The sequence below is a fragment of the Vibrio sp. MMG023 genome, assembly GCF_021654215.1.
GTDB lineage: Bacteria > Pseudomonadota > Gammaproteobacteria > Enterobacterales > Vibrionaceae > Vibrio > Vibrio jasicida.
The window spans coordinates 421,130-439,894 of record NZ_JAKFZP010000005.1 but is presented as its reverse complement, the minus strand read 5'-3'; the positions used below and the strand labels follow the sequence as shown (position 1 = coordinate 439,894).

General features: G+C 44.0%; 4 protein-coding genes. All 4 read left to right on the top strand.

Annotation, left to right across the window (positions count from 1 at the left end; all coding sequences use genetic code 11):
• Positions 1-378: 378 nt before the first annotated feature.
• The gene (locus tag L1076_RS18335; RefSeq protein ID WP_237304228.1) at positions 379-3,702 is read left to right on the top strand and encodes an STY4851/ECs_5259 family protein; all 3,324 of its coding nucleotides are present in this window, start codon (positions 379-381) and stop codon (positions 3,700-3,702) included.
• Positions 3,703-10,104: a DEAD/DEAH box helicase gene (locus L1076_RS18330; RefSeq protein WP_237304227.1), complete on the top strand. Its 6,402-nt coding sequence runs from the start codon at positions 3,703-3,705 to the stop codon at positions 10,102-10,104. It abuts the gene before it with no gap.
• Positions 10,105-10,231: 127 nt separating this feature from the next.
• On the top strand, positions 10,232-13,108 hold the full coding sequence (locus L1076_RS18325) for a DEAD/DEAH box helicase (protein ID WP_237304226.1): 2,877 nt from the start codon (positions 10,232-10,234) through the stop codon (positions 13,106-13,108).
• 1 nt (position 13,109) lies between these two features.
• Complete coding sequence (locus L1076_RS18320) at positions 13,110-18,068, top strand: hypothetical protein (protein ID WP_237304225.1); 4,959 nt, start codon at positions 13,110-13,112, stop codon at positions 18,066-18,068.
• Positions 18,069-18,765 lie beyond the last annotated feature (697 nt).

The following is an 18,765-nucleotide window of genomic DNA, read 5'->3' as shown; positions in this document are numbered from 1 at the left end:
TAATGTAATTTGAATATAAGTTGTCAAATTTAAACACTTTAGCTCAAATCTGGAGCAATGATGATTCTAAAACTAGATATTGCTATCTATTTTGAAGATCGCCCTTGATATTGAGTTTGGTAAAGCATGTAGCAGGCAGAGCTATATGCTACCATGTACTCAATACGTAGTATGCTCTCGTAGCGGGGCAACAACCAATATCATGAATAGGTTGGCATCAAATAAGGATTTAGTTGGAGTATTCATATAGCTCATAGGTATTAACAGAGCGATGAAGGCGAGGGCATGGATGCTGTGTTATTTTCCCCAAAATATAATCTGTCGTTTAGTTGGGCGAATTTTAGAAATTTAGGTATTCGTTTAAAGGCACTTTAAGTTATGTATCGAAACCCGTTGTACTCGGTTTTGCATAGTATTTTTGCTGTTAATGGGCATTCTGTCCCTAGTGGCTTACCTCTATATCGCTATCGTTGTAGTGACGAGCAGTATGAACAGCTGAAAACACTTCTCTCAAGTCATAATCAGTCTATGCGTCAAGGTAGGCGCGCTCCTCTCTATGTTCATGAGGCGTTTTGTTTGTTTTGCTCGGAATGGGTTCGCCGAAATCATTTAACGGGGCACGTAAAATGGTCTGACATAACGGAAGCTTTAGATTGGCCGAACTTAAGTAGCAGTACACTCACTTATCTGACTGAAAGTGGTTTAAAGTTTTGGAAAAGACCACTACGAACTAAAGGTAACAAACCAGCTTACCTATTAACACTAGTGTTGGAAGGTGGACTTCCTCTGAAAATGGTTTCTACAAATGAGGGGACATTAGTAACTTACTTCCGCAAAGTGTTAACAGCTATTCGCCAAAACACTCAGCAGACTGTTGATGTATATGAGTTGGCGGCGAGCTGTGAAGAGTTTCTACCAACATCTCTTCGTAATGATGTTGTATTTAACTTAGCTGGTGAGTTTTGCCGAACGCTAAATGATTTAGCTCGTCAGGTTGATGTATCGCGTTCTGACGTTGTTTATAAAATTAAAGCTAACGATAAAAACTGGTATAAGCAGCTTCCTGTGGTGTTGAGTGAAGTTGATGCAGAAAAGCTAGCTAAAGCCGTATTTGCAAGTGACTCATCTTCGACATCGAATGTTCGCTCGTCTCTTAGGATCCAGCGAGAGTGGATCAAAGAAGATGACATTTGGTTTTGTGAGACAACGTTCAAGTTACCTTTGCAAGTAAAAACTAAAGTTTTAGAAAATCACTTCAACCTTAATCCAAACAGCAAGGCGACTAGATTGGTTCTAGCGTGCACATATTCAGATGAAGCCAAAACGCTAGCTTTACTTTCAAAGCACGATGAAGACATCTGGAGTGTTGAAAAGTATGCGGCAGCCAATGACATTATTAGTGGGCGACATTCACTAAGTGAGTTTAGCTTTCAACTGTTTGATGGTGGTACAGAGTTAGGTGCTTATGTACCAGTTGGTGGCGAGGCGTTATCTGGTGACCTTCCTTGGGTCTTAGAGCCGCTTGATGAGGATATGACAAAGCTACGATTGATCGGTAGCGGAAGTCTATCTGCGAAGTCTCCAAGTGTATTTTTAGCTATGCCTTTATCTAACAGTTTTATTACCTTAGATAGTGATGGTGATTTTGGCATTCCTGAATTGATTGATAACTGTGAAAGGTTCTTAACTCAGGTGCGCGGTGATTACATTGTTACGCTTGAAGATGGCGTTCGTTGTAATATCAAGACAGGACAGGTTGAAGATGAAGTGCCTCACTTTGTTTTTGGTCGAACCGCTTTTAAGAATATCTTCAGTAAGTATCCAATATTTGTTGGTGAACCCATTATATTTCAAGTTATGGGGGCAGAATATCAACGTGTTAATACGGAGTCTTTTGTCTGGCGTCGCCTGAGACCTGGTCAGGCCGAGTGGATTCCTTGTTCAGAAAGAAAGCCTTTAGGTAAAGTAGAAATTAGACAAGTAGTCGATGGTGTCGTTCGTTACAGCTCTCGCTGTGTAATTGTGCCTGAAAACGCCAATGTATCTTTGCTACCCAAAAGTGAGGTTTCTGGAGTAGTTCGATTCGTAGGATTCAAAGACGCTAAGCTTGAAGATCTTCACGAGGGGGAGTTTTATGAATCCCATTCTGATTTTTCAGAGAATGATATTCGCCTAGAGGTTTTGTCGAAGTCTCAGTATAAACAGTCCCTTAAACTCAAAATTAGCTGGCCTGATGTTGAACCGGTGGAGCTTTTGATCCCATTCCCAGCTAAAGGCAGTCGATTTGTTAGTTTTGATAAGAATCTTAGCGACTTAGTTTCGGTTGGTCATCTTTTTGGTATGAGAGCGGAAGGCATTGAAATTGACGGTCAGGATGAAAAGTATTGGGTTGAGGCTGAAAAATCGTTATCAGGCCTCCAATCCCCTTCAAACGGGGCTAACTTACTCAAGATCAAGTTTCCAATGCTGGGGACTGGTAGTGAGGGGACAAAAGAGCTGTCGTTAGCATGCATGCAGCGACCCGTTCAAAGTCTACTATCAGCGGCTGAAACGGATGAAGTCATTAACTTGCGCGCTTATTCTGCAGGGACCAAGGAAAGTACACTTTCAATCGGTCGATATTCATTGATTTTGTCTTGTCATAGTAGTGGTATCAGCTTGACGCCTGAGTCAATGCAGAATCTTAATGATGATGTTTCAGTGTTTGCCATGAATTTGTCATCGTTAGATCAGGAACTTATACAGCTAACCTTTTCGGAGCATGGCGGGGTTGAACTATATAACTTAGCTGGAAAACAAGGTGCTTGGCTGCTCTATTGTGAAAGAGATGGTGTTGTTGTTTCCAATCAAACTATCGTAAACAACATTGAGAACGAAGGTGAAGAAAGTTTAGTATCGCGTTCACTGTACTGTGATGACGCCGCTACAAAATTCCTTGTTGAGGAACTGAGCTCATTTGCGTCTGTAAGTTGGTATGAATTACTCAAGAAACTGATTGGTATGGGGCGTTTCGATGCCAAGACATTTTCGATATGTAATCAACTGAAAAAGAACAACAAACAGCTGATAAACCTCCTGTTCATTTCTACGTTTACCGGTAACTATGAGCAAATATATGGCTTAGAGAATCAACTTGGTTTCAGTTGGGGCTGTATTTCGCTAGAAGACTGGGAAGCCGCAGCAGAAAAGCTGGTTTTGGATACTAAAAACGATCCAAATATGTTTGTTGGCATGTTAGCGATGATGCAAATTCCTTTGCGAACACTGGCTCACCGAGATTGGCGCATCAGAACAGGGGTCAATATTGTTCTTAGACACTTATCCAAAGAGATCGGTCAGCCAATCGAATTAGTGGAGGACGCAACGCAGGAGCAAGTCAAAGCTGCTATTCAAGATCTTATTCGACTTGTCGACAATCTTGCTCGAATTGATGGTTATGCTAGAGACGTTTACATAAATGCATTGAGTACAAATAAGGAACTGTCCAAAGCGGTAGATAACTATTGGGCGACTCGACAGTATTCGATAGAAGTATCCAATCTTCTGAATCACGTGATGCTCTCTGCTGCTTTCACGTTATTACGGGCTGATGAAGCTAAGAAATATATAAAACTAAACACATTATTTAACTTGGCCTACCAACAAGCTCCTGAGCATTTTGGTCCAATTTTTAATTTTTTTCAGAATAATTTGGTGAAATAGATGACGCAGAATAGGCATTTAGAATTCGCTCCTCTACTGGAACAACTGCAGAAACGTTCAGAACGTTCGGTTGTTAGTCAATATGCTTTTAAGAGTAAAGCTCTTACCTCATTTTTGCGGAATGCACTGTCCTCTGCGCCAGGTTCTGAAAGCGCGCTAATGGCTGATCCTGTATTTGAGGCAATGTTCCCTTGGCAGCAGGCAGATGAAACGATGAACTCGCTTAAGGGCTCATTACTCTCAGAGCATTTGGTTGATGTTCTTAAAGGGATAGAGGCGCCTTTCAAGCACCAATTGACAGCTTGGCGTTCTATTTTGGAAGAAGGTAAATCAACCTTGGTCAGCAGCGGTACGGGTTCTGGTAAAACCGAATGTTTTATGGTTCCGATTCTGGAGGACCTTGTTCGCCAACAAAAAGCTCGGAAGGGTAAGCTTATCGGTACTCAGGCTTTATTCCTGTACCCATTAAACGCTCTGATCAACAGTCAACAAGAGCGACTCTCTAAATGGACAAAAGAGTTTAGAGGAGATATTCGCTTTGCTTTGTACAACGGTGAAACAGAACGTTACCGCTCTAAGGTTAAAGAGCAACAATTAGATCATCCGGAACAGGTTCTGAGTAGAGAAGAACTTTGGCAATATCCGCCTTCGATTCTTGTAACCAACGCGACAATGCTTGAATACATGTTGGTCCGTAAAGAAGATCAGCAACTGATCGAGCAGTCAAAAGGTATGCTCAAATATATCGTTCTGGATGAAGCTCATACTTATGTTGGTTCGCAGGCGGCTGAACTTGCCTTATTGCTACGTCGCGTGATGCAAGCTTATGGGGTAGGGCCTGGAACAGGTTATCCAGTTCAAGTTATTGCTACATCGGCAACTATTGGTGAAGACACGGCTGAAGGAAATAGAACACTTGCTAAGTATCTTGCTGCTCTTGCGGGTGTAGAAGATGCTGAAGTAGAACAAAAGGTGAAAATTGTCCGCGGTTATCGTGACATTCCAAAGCTACCTGCAATTGAGATCGCTAATTTGGACTTTCCATTTGAGCATGTTGGTCGTCTTAAAGCGCTTACTAGAGAAGAATTGTATTCCACGCTAAGCAACTACACGCTAACCCGATTATTGCGACAGGTTTTTTCTAATGACCCGAGGGTATTAGAGCAGTTTAATTTAACACCAATGCCTGCTTACCAGCTTTCAACATTACATCGTGTTGCTAAATCGGTTGATTCATCTATTACCAAGCAGCAGGTTCTAACTGTACTTGATCTCATGACTTATGCCATGAATGGTGAAGCATTTACGCCGCTACGTATGCACGCGTATTTGCGAACAACTTCAGGCTTATGGGCATGTAGTAACCAAAGTTGCTCTCACAAACATGAGACCTTACAGTCTGACGATTGGAACTTTGGCAAAGTATTCACCAATCTCAAGCACAACTGTGAATGCGGTGCGCCAGTCTTTGAGCTTGTAAGCTGTCAAGGATGTGGCACATCCTATTTGGCGTGTGAGGAAAAGTTACATCAAGGCAATACTTATCTCCGTTCCCGCATATTGGATTTTGATGAAGATGAGTTTGTTTTAGATATCGAGCAACCTGAAAGTGACGCTGATGAAGAAATTGGTGGCACTGGATTTGAGCGCATGCTCGGTGAAGGTGGGGAACCTTTTAAACTGGGGATTGGACGCGAAAATCTTGGTCTGTTGTCACCCAAAGAAGGAAACGCCATCAACATTGGTTTATTGAGACCGCTTCAATCAGCGGACGATGGAGAAACCCGCAGTCATTTCCGATGTGGATGTTGTGGCGAGAAAGAAACTAAAAACGGTGGATTGTTCCGCTATGCACGACTTGGTGCACCTTTCTTCCTGGGTGACATGATTCCAACCATGCTCGATTTTTCTCCTGCACCACAAGAGAAAGATCAACGTATGGGTCCGAGTCAAGGTAAGCGCCTTTTGACGTTTACCGACTCTCGTCAAGGAACGGCACGAATCTCAGCGAGACTTCAGCAAGACGCAGACCGAAATACTCTAAGAACATTGACTTATCATGAGTTGGTAGAAACGTCGACAGGTGATGCGGGCGTCGATTTTTCTGTAGAATTTGAGCCGCTTTGTAAAGAGCTTGATGGGCATCCAATGACAGCCATGACAGCGGCGATCATCAGAAAGTTTCTGGCCGGAGAAGAAGTGCCAGCACATGAAAGGACGATGTTGGAATCGATTCCATCAATGTTACCGATGTGGGGTAAACCTGAGTATGTTGAGTCTTTCCAGCAAGCGCTAAAAGGGACAGCTAAGAATTCAGGGGTATTGCTGAGCTGGAAGCAAATGGCTCAACAGTTGGCAAATAGCCGTTCTGATTTTGACACGATGCGTGGTCGCCTCAACAAATTGTCTGGCCTAAATCTTGACAAAGAACAGTACGCTGATTTCTGTTTGTATACAGAGTTCGGTCGTCGCCCTAAGAAAACGTGGTCATTGGAAAGTCTTGGACTGGTCTCTGTTCAATACCCTGCACTTGAGAAAATTATTACAGTTCCGAGTGAGTGGAAGCACCTGCTAACGGATACCGATAGTCAAGTAGCCGAATGGCGTAACTTCTTAAAGATCATTCTGGATTTCTACCTTCGTGAAAACAGTGCGGTATTCTTTGATAACGAGCATTACCAACGATGGATGGGGGCGCGCTTCCCAAGAAAGATTCTTCGTGGTCCAGCGGTTGATTTTGCAGAGCAACGCCGTGATTTGCTATGGCCAAAGTTTAGGAAAAAACAACATAACCGCATCATCAAACTGCTGGTGGCGGCTTTTCCTCAGATCCTTCCGGAAGAGGCTTTTTGGCGAGAGAGCGTTAATCATTTGATGGTCTCAGCGTGGGAAGCGATCAAGCCTATGTTGCATTCACTTGAATCTGGTTATCAACTCAACCTCAAAGAGCAGGTGGTGTATGCAACGCCGAAGAAAGTGTGGATTTGTCCTTATACGAGAAAAGCACTGGATGTGACTCTTTGTGGTTATTCACCTTATTTGCCAAACAAAGATATCCGTGACGTTTTCAAAGCAACACAAGTTGAAATGCCTGCTATTCCGAACAAGCATTGGCGCAATGAAGATGACTCAACGATCCCTAAAGCAGAACGGTTAGCGTGGCTAGAAAGCAACCCGGTGGTATTGGAAGCGCGTCAGCAAAACATGTGGCCGAACCGAAGCGACAGGATTGCAGCGAAAGAGTCATGGTACCGATTAGAAGAACACTCAGCGCAACAAAGCTCAGAGGTAAACAAATCGAATGAAGCTCTGTTTAAAGAAGGCAAAGTCAACGTTCTAAACTGTTCTACCACGATGGAAATGGGGGTAGATATTGGTGGCATGTCTCTTGTTGCTATGAATAACGTTCCGCCGGCGCCAGCTAACTATTTGCAGCGTGCTGGTCGTGCTGGTCGCCGAGGAGAAACTGCAGCGGCGGCTGTGACACTATGCAAAAACACCGCTCATGGTATGGAAGTGTTCGAAAATACACTGTGGCCATTTGTCGTGACGTGTCAGCCACCACAAGTTCGTTTGGAAAGTGAAGCGATAGCACTGCGTCATATTAATGCATTCGCGTTAGGTAGTTTCTTACACCAAAAATCGAATGATGCCACCAAACTGAACTGTGAATGGTTCTTTGAAGGCGACGTGAGTCAGTGTGAAAAATTCGTTTTATGGCTAAAGGATCTTGCTCAAGAAGGCAACTCAAGTGACTGGGCAAAAGGGACTGAGCGCATTGCCAAAGGTACCGCAATTGCCCATTTGTCGACCAAAGCATTGCTTGTAAAAGTGATATCATCCATTGAATTTGTTCAAGAGCGATGGCTCGACCAGCTTCAAATTATGTTGGATAACATTGAGTTACTGAAGAATGAGGATAAAAACTGGCAAAACTCACCAGCTGGAAAAGCGGTGTTGTTCCAGCTTCGTGATTTCCGCGGGGATTATTTGTTCTCATCGCTTGCAACTAAAGCGTTTTTACCGGGGCATGGTTTCCCTGTTGGTGTTGTTAACTTCAATTATCAAACTATTGAAGATTTGAACTTTAAGAAGATCTCAGAAAACGATGCTAAAGCGATCGCTGCACCAGAAAAAGAGCGAAAAAGTTCACGTAACTTTGCATCAATGCCAAGTCGTGACTTGCCAACAGCACTAAGAGAATACGCTCCTGGAGCCGATGTTGTATTGGGCGGAAAGGTGTATCGTAGTGCTGGGGTTATGCTAGGCAAAGTCTTGGCTAGTGGGCAGGAACTTAAGGGAGATTCACAGCACCTGCCTTTCTTCTGGCATTGTTCGTCTTGTGGTGCAGGTGCTACTCAGCAAACCATGCCAAGAGTATGTACACACTGTGGTTCAAAGCTAAAACAAGATGACATCAATCGCTACTTACAACCAATCGGATTTGCCACGGATATTCGTTATCAATCGCATAATGACGTGAACCAGCCAAAACAGATGCCGTTTAAGCAGCCAAGGGTGCTGTTACCAGTATCGCAGTGGCTACCTCTACCGGATCCAAGTATGGGCCGTTACCGTTTTAGCAATAAAGGTGAGATTTATCACTACTCGAACGGTGAGTGTGATTTGGGGTATTCAGTTTGCCTTAGCTGCGGCCGAACGGAATCTCAATCTCAAGAAGGGAGAAAGCCACGTTCACTCATCAATCCAGAATTAGAGAACACACACTTTCGTTTACGAGGCGGTAAATCAACTAATGATGGTGATGGTAGAGAAGCCAAACTTTGTCACGGCAGTGTAATTACTGACCTACAGCTTGGATATAGCGCTCAGACAGACGTGATCGAAATCCAGCTAAAAGATATGGATGGTATTTCAATTAGCAATGACACTGAAGCTTGGTCGCTAGTTGTTGCGTTGCGTGAAGGTTTAGCCCGTCACCTGGGGATTGAAACGTCAGAATTGGGGCTATCGGTTCAACAAGCACAAGATGAGCGTGAAGAGTTTACATACTCCTTGTTTATCTTTGATAAATCGGCAGGGGGCGCAGGTTACGCGGTACAACTGGTAGATTGTTGGAAAGCTGTATTTGAAAAAGCACGTGATGTATTGGATTGTAAGTGTGACAAGGCGTGCCATAACTGTTTGTTGAGCTACGACACGCAATTCTTTATCGATAAGCTCGATCATTCTGAAGCGTCGCGATGGGTAAGTCCAGAAATGGTGAATCGCTTGGAGTTAGGCTCGCACCTAAAATATCTTGGTGAAAACAGCGTTTTTGAGACCCTTTCAATGACCGATAGACTTCGTTTGGAGCTATCAAAGGGTAACGTACTTCGTTGTGGCGTTCTTTTGTCAGGGAACGCGGCAGAGTGGCAACTGGACCGTTGGCCACTATTTGAAGATATGATCCGATACGCTGCCAATAATGACGGTAACGTGCAACTTATGTTGACCAAGGAAGACATGGAACAACTTGACAGCTCGGTGAAATCTCAGCTGGCAGGTCTACAAATGTTACCAGGCGGGGCAGTGGATATTCGCATCGTTGATGAGAAGTATTTGTCTGCAAAGGAAGGTAAGCGTATCGCTTGGTTAGACAAAGGTTCAACCTTTACCGAGTGGGCGGCGGCACCTAACGTTGATACCTCATTATCAGGAGCGTGGGGACGCGTATCTGATGGTGTGGTTGTCTCAGCAAATCAGGTGGAATGTGCGTTAGCAAATGTTGGCGAATCAGTGCAGCTTGAAGCCTTGCAACCAATGGATCCTGCTACGGATGTACGCATCACATTTACCACAGAGTTTGATGGTTCGATTGATAGCTTTGGCGAAAGATTCTGGTCAGTATTGAGCAAGCATCATCCAGATTTTGTAAATACAGTTAGGGCGGGTACTAAGGTGAAGCGAGTTAGCTACAACGACCGTTTCCTAAAAAGCCCTGCAACGGTAAGACTGATTGGCGAAATCATCACCAAAATTAATGAGTACGCTGATTGCACAAATGCTTCTTTGCTGGTGTCCGCAAACAGCCTTGAAACGCAAGAGAGCTATTCTCAGAGAATCTTCCAAGATTGGAATGACAACATAGCACGAGAAAATGTACTTCGTATTTTGCTAAATGACGGCTACTTGGGGCAAAGCTGGGAAGGTGACATCAGCTTCTTTGCTGGTGGTTATGGTGAAGTAGGGCATGGACGTGAACTAGAGATTGAATTTGAAGATGGAACAACGGCATACGTTTTGTTCGATTACGGTTTAGGCTTTTGGCGCGTGGATGGCTACAGCAGCTTCGACTTCTTTGATGAAGAGGAACGACAGGCGCAAAAGCTGGCCGCAATGAAATACGATTTGGTCGCACCTGAAAGTATGTCTAGCTATATGATTGTTGGATTTAAATAAGGTAATCAGAGCAGATTTTGATCGCTTAGGTATAAAGCAAGGTTTTCATCATGGAGACCTTGCTTAAACTCCCCTAATATATGCAGCAAAATATCGATGCTATCGATTTTGCTGAGCAGAGAACATCATGTCACAAACAAATACACACTATGCGCCCGGAATGCGAATCGTCATCCGTGATGCGGAATGGGTTATTCAAAAAGTCGATCACAGTTCCGATGGAGGACACCTCATCACTTGCGAGGGGATCTCAGAACTGGTTCGTGGTAAAGAAGGTCGTTTCTTAACATCGCTTGAAGGTGATGTGGAAGTGCTAGACCCAAAAAACACCAAACTTGTGGAGGACGACTCTCCAAGCTACAGCGCATCCAAGCTTTATATAGAAAGTATGTTGCGCAGCCGAGTTCCGACAGATGAAACTGTTCACATGGGACACAAGGCTGCGATGGATCCGCTGCCATTTCAGTTAGACCCAACGAAAATGGTGTTACAACAACCGCGACATCGCATTCTGATTGCCGACTCTGTGGGTTTAGGTAAAACCCTTGAGGCAGGGATCCTAGTCTCTGAACTGATCCGCCGAGGCAAAGGAAAACGTATCCTTGTGCTTGCGGTAAAATCGATGCTAACCCAGTTCCAAAAAGAGTTTTGGAGCCGTTTTTCTATCCCATTGACTCGCCTGGATTCGGCGGGCTTGCAAAAAGTGCGTAACCGAATTCCAACCAACCACAACCCGTTCCACTACTATGACAAAGCAATTATTTCAATTGATACGCTTAAGCAAGATGTAGAATACCGTCATTATTTGGAGCAAGCCTACTGGGACATTATCGTTATCGATGAAGCGCATAACGTCGCTGAGCGGGGTTCGCATTCACAACGTAGTAAGCTTGCAAAATTGCTTTCTCGTCGCAGTGATACCCTAGTCATGTTGTCTGCAACACCACACGATGGTAAAGCAGAGAGCTTTGCCAGCTTGATGAATATGCTGGATGCGACGGCTATCGCTAATCCAAGTGAATACAGCTATGACGATTTTAAAGACAAAAACCTGATTGTTCGACGTTTCAAAAAAGACGTAAAAGATCAGATGAAAGGCGAATTTCCTGAGCGTAACATCCAATCAATCTATGCGAATGCGAGCTCGCAAGAAGAAGAAGTCTATCGTCGACTGGTAGCGGCATCGCTCAAGAGCATGGACAGCAGCAGAAAAAGCAGCCGCCTGTTTAAAGTGACGTTGGAAAAAGCACTGTTCTCTAGCCCAATGGCGTGTTTATCGACAGTTGAAAATCGTATTCGAAATCTGGAAAAGAAAAATGATCCTGATTTTTATGATGATATTAGCGAGTTGGAATCGCTAGCATCCGCTTTACGCAATATTGATAAGCAGAGTTTCAGCAAGTACCAGTCTTTACTGGGTACGATTAAAAATGATCTGAAATGGAAAAAATCTCAGGGTGATGACCGTCTGGTTATCTTTACTGAAAGCCTAAAAACGTTAGATTTTCTGTATAACAACTTAAAAGAAGACCTAAAAATAAGCGATGGTGCGATTGCGCAGCTTCATGGTGGTATGTCTGATACCGATATCATGCAAGTGGTCGAAGATTTCGGTAAAGAGAGTTCAAAACTGCGTTTGCTGGTTTGTTCGGATGTCGCGTCTGAAGGTATCAACTTACACCATCTCAGCCACAAAATGGTCCACTTTGATGTGCCATGGTCATTGATGGTCTTCCAGCAACGTAATGGTCGTATTGACCGTTATGGTCAAACGCATCAACCACAGATCCGCTATTTGCTGACTCAAAGTGTTAATGAGCGCATTCGTGGTGATATGCGAGTTTTGGAAGTGTTGATTGAGAAAGATGACCAAGCGCAGAAAAACATCGGTGATAGCTCTGAGTTCACCCGTTCTTACTCTCAGGAAGAGGAAGAAGCGCAAGTCGAAAACGTTATGTTTAGCGACGAAAACGACTTCGATGCAGCGGCATACTTAGAAAGCTTCTATGACTCAAATATTGAGAGTGATGAAGACGATATTTTTGCCGGTTTCTTTGATGACTCTCCAGTCAGTGAAGATCAATCAGAAGCGAAAGAGATGGTGAGTTTGTTCAATGATGATTTGGAATATTGTCAGCAAGCACTGAAGTACCTTAAGCATCAAGGGCAACATATTATTTCAGAAACCGATGACTCTGGAGTGCTATCGCTGTTTGCGCCTAAAGATTTGCGCCAACGCTTCAAATTCCTACCGCCTGAAATTCAGCCAACGGAAGAGAACAAATACACCTTGCGTTTAAGCAATGATTTAAACGTGATCAATCATGAGATTGTGCGCTGTCGTGGAGAGCAAACCGCATGGCCTGGTATTCAATATTTGTGGCCAATCAACCCAGTTGCACAGTGGCTCGGTGACAAAATGATGAGTGCCTTTGGACGCCATCAAGCGCCTGTACTGCGAATGCCAGCGCAGTTTGACAATTATGAAGATCACTTTGTCTTATCTGGCTTGTTCCCAAACCGCAAATCTCATCCAGTGGTTAACCCGTGGTTAGTGGTGAGTTTTGAAGATGGCGAATTAAGTGGCATCGAACGTTTTGAAGATTTCGTTGAAAAGCATCCTTTCCACGTTAGCACACTATCGAACAAAGGCGGAGAGCGTGTTCACGAACGCCAAGAGGAATTATTGGGTCGTGCAATCGACGCAGCATTACCGTATTTGCAATCCATTCGTGATGATGTCGAACGAGATCTCGACAAAAAGCTCACCGATCAAATGGACAAGCTAGAAGCACTTAAAAACAAACAAATTCAACAGCTCGAATTGGACTTTGGTGACAGCAAACAAGCGGAAACTATCGTGCAGAGCCGTAAGGCCCAACGCGAGCGAGAAATTGAACAGATATTTAATGAATATCTGCATTGGATTGAAGACACCATGACCACCGAAAAAACGCCGTACATTCAGTTGGTGGCGGTACTAACAGGCGCTGAGGGTTACTAATATGGCACTGGTTGGCATTTCAAACGAAAACGACTTCTACTCTCACCACTATCTCAGCGAGATTTTCGTTGGTGATATTCGTGGCGTATTAGAAGGTTGGCAACAAAAAGAAAACGAAGCGCGTGAACAAGAGCGAACCGAGCGTGAAAAGGGTGGAAATCCAGTTAAGGGCTACCGTACACCTTTTGAAGCGCTGCGGAGCTACTCGGGTGAGTATTTTCGCCAACTGAATCAAAACAAAACGGCAAAGGGTGAAACCAAGCGTCTGAGCGATCAACGCAGCCGTTGGTCACCGGTTTTAAATGCATTGGGTTATGAACTTAAACCTACCTCCGTATTGATTGATGGCGCAGAGTTGCCAGTGCTATCGGCTTATCAAGATACGCAAGGACAGCCTTTACTGTGGATCGTAGAAGCTCATGATTTGAGCGGTGATGATGCAGATCCTCTTTCATTACCATTACTGACTAGCCAGTTAGCAACAGTTAATGAAGAAAGCCAGAAATCACTTAAGCAAAATGCTCATGGTGAACTTCTGACATGGCAAGACTTGGTGTCGAAGAAGGTATTCAGTGCGCAAGAACCGCCTCGCTGGGTACTTCTGCTCGGTAACCGTCAGTGCTTGCTGCTTGACCGCACTAAATGGGCGCAAAACCGCCTGCTTCGTTTTGACATTGAAGAAATTCTTAGCCGAAAAGAAGCCGATACGCTAAAAGCCACTGCAGCATTGCTACACAAAGATTCGATTTGCCCAGAGCAAGGTCAAAACCTGCTGGATAATCTCGATGAAAGCTCGCACAAGCATGCTTTTGCCGTGTCTGAAGATCTCAAATACGCGCTGCGTGAATCGATTGAACTGTTGGGTGATGAAGCAGCCAAGCAGCTGATCGAAAGAGGCTTCACCTATGAAGGTAAGAGTAACATCGATCCGAATCAGTTGAGTTTGGAATGCTTGCGATACATGTACCGCATGCTTTTCTTATTCTACATCGAAGCCCGACCAGAGCTGCAATATGCGCCGACAGATTCGGAAACCTATCTGAAAGGCTACAGCCTTGAAGCACTGCGTGAGCTGGAAATGGTGGATCTCACCACCGAAGAGTCTCGCAATGGTCGCTACATTCATGACAGTTTACAAATGCTATTCCGTTTGGTATCGAACGGCTTCAGTGGCAAGAAAACCTCATCTCGTGACAAAAAGAAAGGCGAGCGTGATGAAGATCTGTTTGCAGAAACCAGCCACTCATCGCTAGTAAACAGTTTCAGTATCCGTAAGCTGGAAAGCCACTTGTTTGATAATGAACGCATGCCGTATTTGGGCCGCGTGATCTTCCGTAACGAAACCCTGCAACGCATTATTGAGTTGATGTCGTTAAGCCGCCCAGGTAAAGGAAAAAACAAGCGTCGTGGTCGCATCTCTTATGCACAGCTTGGTATTAACCAATTAGGTGCGGTGTATGAGGCGCTGCTTTCTTACCGTGGCTTCTTCGCTAAGACCGATTTGTACGAAGTGAAGAAAGAAAAAGAAGAAGTCAATGAACTGGAAACGGGCTACTTTGTCACTGCTGAGCAGCTGGCGGATTACAAAGAGGGTGAAAAAGTCTTCAACAAAGACGGCTCACTGAAATGCCACCAGCGCGGCAGTTTTATCTACCGTATGGCAGGGCGCGACCGTGAAAAGTCGGCTTCTTACTACACGCCAGAAGTGCTCACCCAATCTTTGGTGAAATACGCATTGAAAGAGCTGTACAAAGAGCAGATTGAACAGCTTGAAAGCGCAAGTGAAAAAGCAGACAAGATCCTCACTTTAAAAGTGTGCGAGCCTGCAATGGGTAGCGCAGCGTTCTTGAATGAAGCGATCAACCAACTGGCTGAAAAGTATCTTGAACTGAAACAGCTCGCTGAAGACAAACGTATTCCCCAAGAGCAATACACCCGTGAACTGCAACGTGTGAAGATGTTCATTGCCGACAACAACGTCTACGGTGTCGATTTGAACCCGATTGCGGTAGAACTGGCCGAAGTGTCGCTGTGGTTGAATGCCATCAGTGATGAAGCGTTTGTGCCTTGGTTTGGCTATCAGCTCTATAACGGTAACTCGCTCATTGGTGCGCGCCGTCAGGTGTTCTCAACCGGCGATCTTGCTTATAAAAAAGCCAAAGACCCAAGTTGGCTAAACATTGAGCCAAAACGTTTAGGTCATAGCGACTCACGTAAAGATCAAGAGGTGTACCACTACCTGCTGCCAGACAATGGCATGGCGGACTACAGCGATAAAGTGGTGAAATCGCTCAAAGAGAGTGAAATCAAAACCATCACTAATTGGCGCAAAGAGTTCGTCAAATCGTTCACGCCAGATGAAAAAGCCCAACTGCTGCGCATCTCAAATAAAATCGATGAATTGTGGCAAGAGCATACGGCGCAGCGCCATAAAGAGCGTGACATTGTCACTGATAGCCTAAAAGTGTGGCCAGAGTCTGAACACTCAGAGCAGCTCAGCTCCACTCACAGCAAAGATGCACTGCTGAAAAAATCTCAGCATGAAGGCTCAGCCGTTTATCCACGCTTAAAAATGGTGATGGACTATTGGTGTGCACTTTGGTTCTGGCCAATCGACAACGCCAATGATCTGCCAAGCCGAGCGGAATACCTGGGTGAAATCGAACAGGTGCTAGAAGGCTATACGGTGACAGAAGCCGTAGTGACTGAGGAAAGCTCAGGTCAAATGGCGATGTTCGCTGAAGGCAGTCAACAAACACAAGATCTGTTTTCTACCAACAGCAGCGGTGTAGTCAATAAGAACTTCTTGTATGGTATTTTCCCGCGTTTGCGTAAAGTGGACGAATTAGCAGCGCGTTATAAGTTCTTCCATTGGGAGCTTGAGTTTGCGGACATTTTTGCAGATAACGGCGGTTTTGATCTGATTCTTGGTAACCCACCTTGGCTGAAAGTGGAATGGCAAGAAGGCGGCATTATGGGTGACTATGAACCGCAATTTGTGCTGCGTAAGTTTTCGGCATCCAAGTTGAATACGTTACGTGAAGAAACGCTGCTGCGTATGCCAGCATTAGAGCAAGCCTATTTCTCAGAATATGAAGAAGCATCAGCCACGCAAAACTTCCTAAACGGATTGGTTAATTATCCAGAGCTGAAAGGTATTCAGACCAACCTGTATAAGTGTTTCTTGCCGCAAGCTTGGCGTATTTCCAATGAAGTTGCAGTTAGTGGATTTATACACCCAGACGGCTTGTATGATGACCCTAAAGCAGGATCGTTTCGGTCAGAGGTTTACCATCGACTTTTAGCACACTTTCAGTATCAAAATGAAAAGAGCTTATTCGCAGAGGTTGGTCATACTACTATTTTCTCTGTTAACATCTATGGGAAAAGAAAATCTACAGTTTATTTTGATCACATGGCCAATATTTTCACACCAACTTCTATAGATAGTAGTTACCTACATGATGGAAGTGGTGCAATACCAGGTATCAAAGATATTGATGTGGTAAATGGGAAGGTCATATCGAGCTGGAGCATTGGTGCGCATTTAGAGCGCATAGTAAAAATAACAGATAAAGAGCTTAGTTTGTTTTCTAAGTTGTACGATAAAAGCTCTGAAAGTATATATTTTGCAAAGCTTCCTGCTATTCACTCAAAGTCACTTATTTCAGTTCTAGAAAAAATTAAAGGTGAGCAATCTGACGATAGGTATAAATTAGGCGATTACATTATCACTGAAATGTGGCATGAAACAAATTCTCAAAAAGATGGGACAATTGAGAGGGAAACCCATTTTTCAAATAGTATAGGCAGCCTTCTGATCTCAGGTCCGCATTTTTTTGTTGGTACACCAATATATAAAACCCCTAGGCGTGTTTGTTCTGAAAAAGGGCATTATGATAACGTTGATTTGATTGAGATATCTGAAAATTATCTTCCAAGAACCAATTATAAAATTTCTTGTGATCATTTAGAGTATCTAGCTCGTTCTCCAAGAGTACCATGGTTGGAGAGCGAGCACTCTGATGCCCGATATACAACTGAATATTATCGAATGGCAAGTCGGGCGATGATAGGTCCTTGGGCTGAAAGAACAATGATAAGTTGCATTATACCTCCAGGCGTTGGTCATATTAATGGTGTTCAGACTGCCGCATTTAAATCAAATGAGTTACTTTTATCAACAACATTTTTTGGTAATAGTATCGTTGGTGATTTCTTTATAAAGTCAACAGGTAGACAAAACCTCCACAGTATATGGGAAGCTTTTCCAAAAGTAGATCTTAAGCCCGATCTTCTGATTCGTGGTTTAGTCCTCAACTGTTTAACTAAAGAATACAAGTACTTGTGGGAAAAGGAGTTTGATTACATAAATGTATCCAGTTGGGCAAAGGATGACTCTCGGCTACCTAACAGTTTCTTCCAAAACTTAACCCCAGAATGGCATCGTGATTGTGCGTTACGTACCGATTACGCTCGTCGTCAAGCATTGGTAGAAATTGATGTGTTGGTTGCAATGGCACTGGGAATGACCTTGGAAGAGTTAAAAACCATCTACCGTGTTCAGTTCCCAGTAATGCGCCAATATGAGGCGGATACTTGGTACGACCAAACTGGCCGAATAGTGTTTACCGCATCAAAAGGCTTGGTCGGGGTAGGTTTAGACCGTAAGTTCAACAAGAAAAACGGTTTTACCACCACGATTGAAAACGGTGTGTATGAGAATCGCGCTCAAGGTTTGGGCTCAAAAGCCGAACCGCTGACAGACACTAATGTGCAACTGGGCTGGGAAGATATCCGTGAACTGAAATCCGGTAAGGTTTACAAAGCCTACATGGATGACACCCAACCAGGTGGCCCAGTCGAGCGCACAATCGAATACGTTGCCCCATTCGACAAGTGCGACCGCGAACGCGATTACGATGTGGTTTGGGCCGAGTTTGAGCGGCGCTTTAAGTAGCAAATTACATAAAATATAAGTTGGTTGTAACTGACTTCTGATATAACCCGCGAAAATCAGGGCCTCAGTGCTCTGGTTTTTTTTCGAATGTTTAATGATTGCATGAGGAAACGATGTTCGAGCCAATATTCTCAGAACCTCTAAGCGACGAAGAGATCAAAGAAATCATTAACACCTGTGATGATAATGTTTCCACTAACTGTTTAGGGTGCGCAGCTTGTGAGGTTTGCCCGTACCTAAGGCGCTCATTTGAGTTAACTGAGCATTATTAAACTTGCACTTAATAGTAAACACCCCACGAACCCGACGGGGGATTTGCTAATGGAAGACATGCTGCACAGCAGAGCTACGCCATTGAATACATCGCGCCATTCGACAAGTGCGATCGCTAACGCTACTACGATCTGGTGTGGGCTGAATTTGAGTGGTGCTTTAAGCAATAAATTACATAAAATATAAGTTGATCGAAATCACACTTCTTCCTTATAATCCGCGCGAAAACCAGAGCCCTAGTGCTCTGGTTTTTTTGTGGGATTTTGAGTCCTCGAACCATCACCTTAGCAACACTAAGACTTTGTAAGCTTATGAAAGCATATTATTCGATCTATTTGATAAGCTTATCAACGTTAGGACAGTTCAGGTTTCCTATTACCTTAATTCGTTTGTTATTCGTTAACGGATTTGTATAAAGCAGTAA

Excerpts from the sequence above, each read along its gene's own strand:
- L1076_RS18335 (WP_237304228.1), top strand. The coding sequence starts at position 379 with ATGTATCGAAACCCGTTGTACTCGGTTTTGCATAGTATTTTTGCTGTT.
- L1076_RS18330 (WP_237304227.1), top strand. The coding sequence starts at position 3,703 with ATGACGCAGAATAGGCATTTAGAATTCGCTCCTCTACTGGAACAACTG.
- L1076_RS18325 (WP_237304226.1), top strand. The coding sequence starts at position 10,232 with ATGTCACAAACAAATACACACTATGCGCCCGGAATGCGAATCGTCATC.
- L1076_RS18320 (WP_237304225.1), top strand. The coding sequence starts at position 13,110 with ATGGCACTGGTTGGCATTTCAAACGAAAACGACTTCTACTCTCACCAC.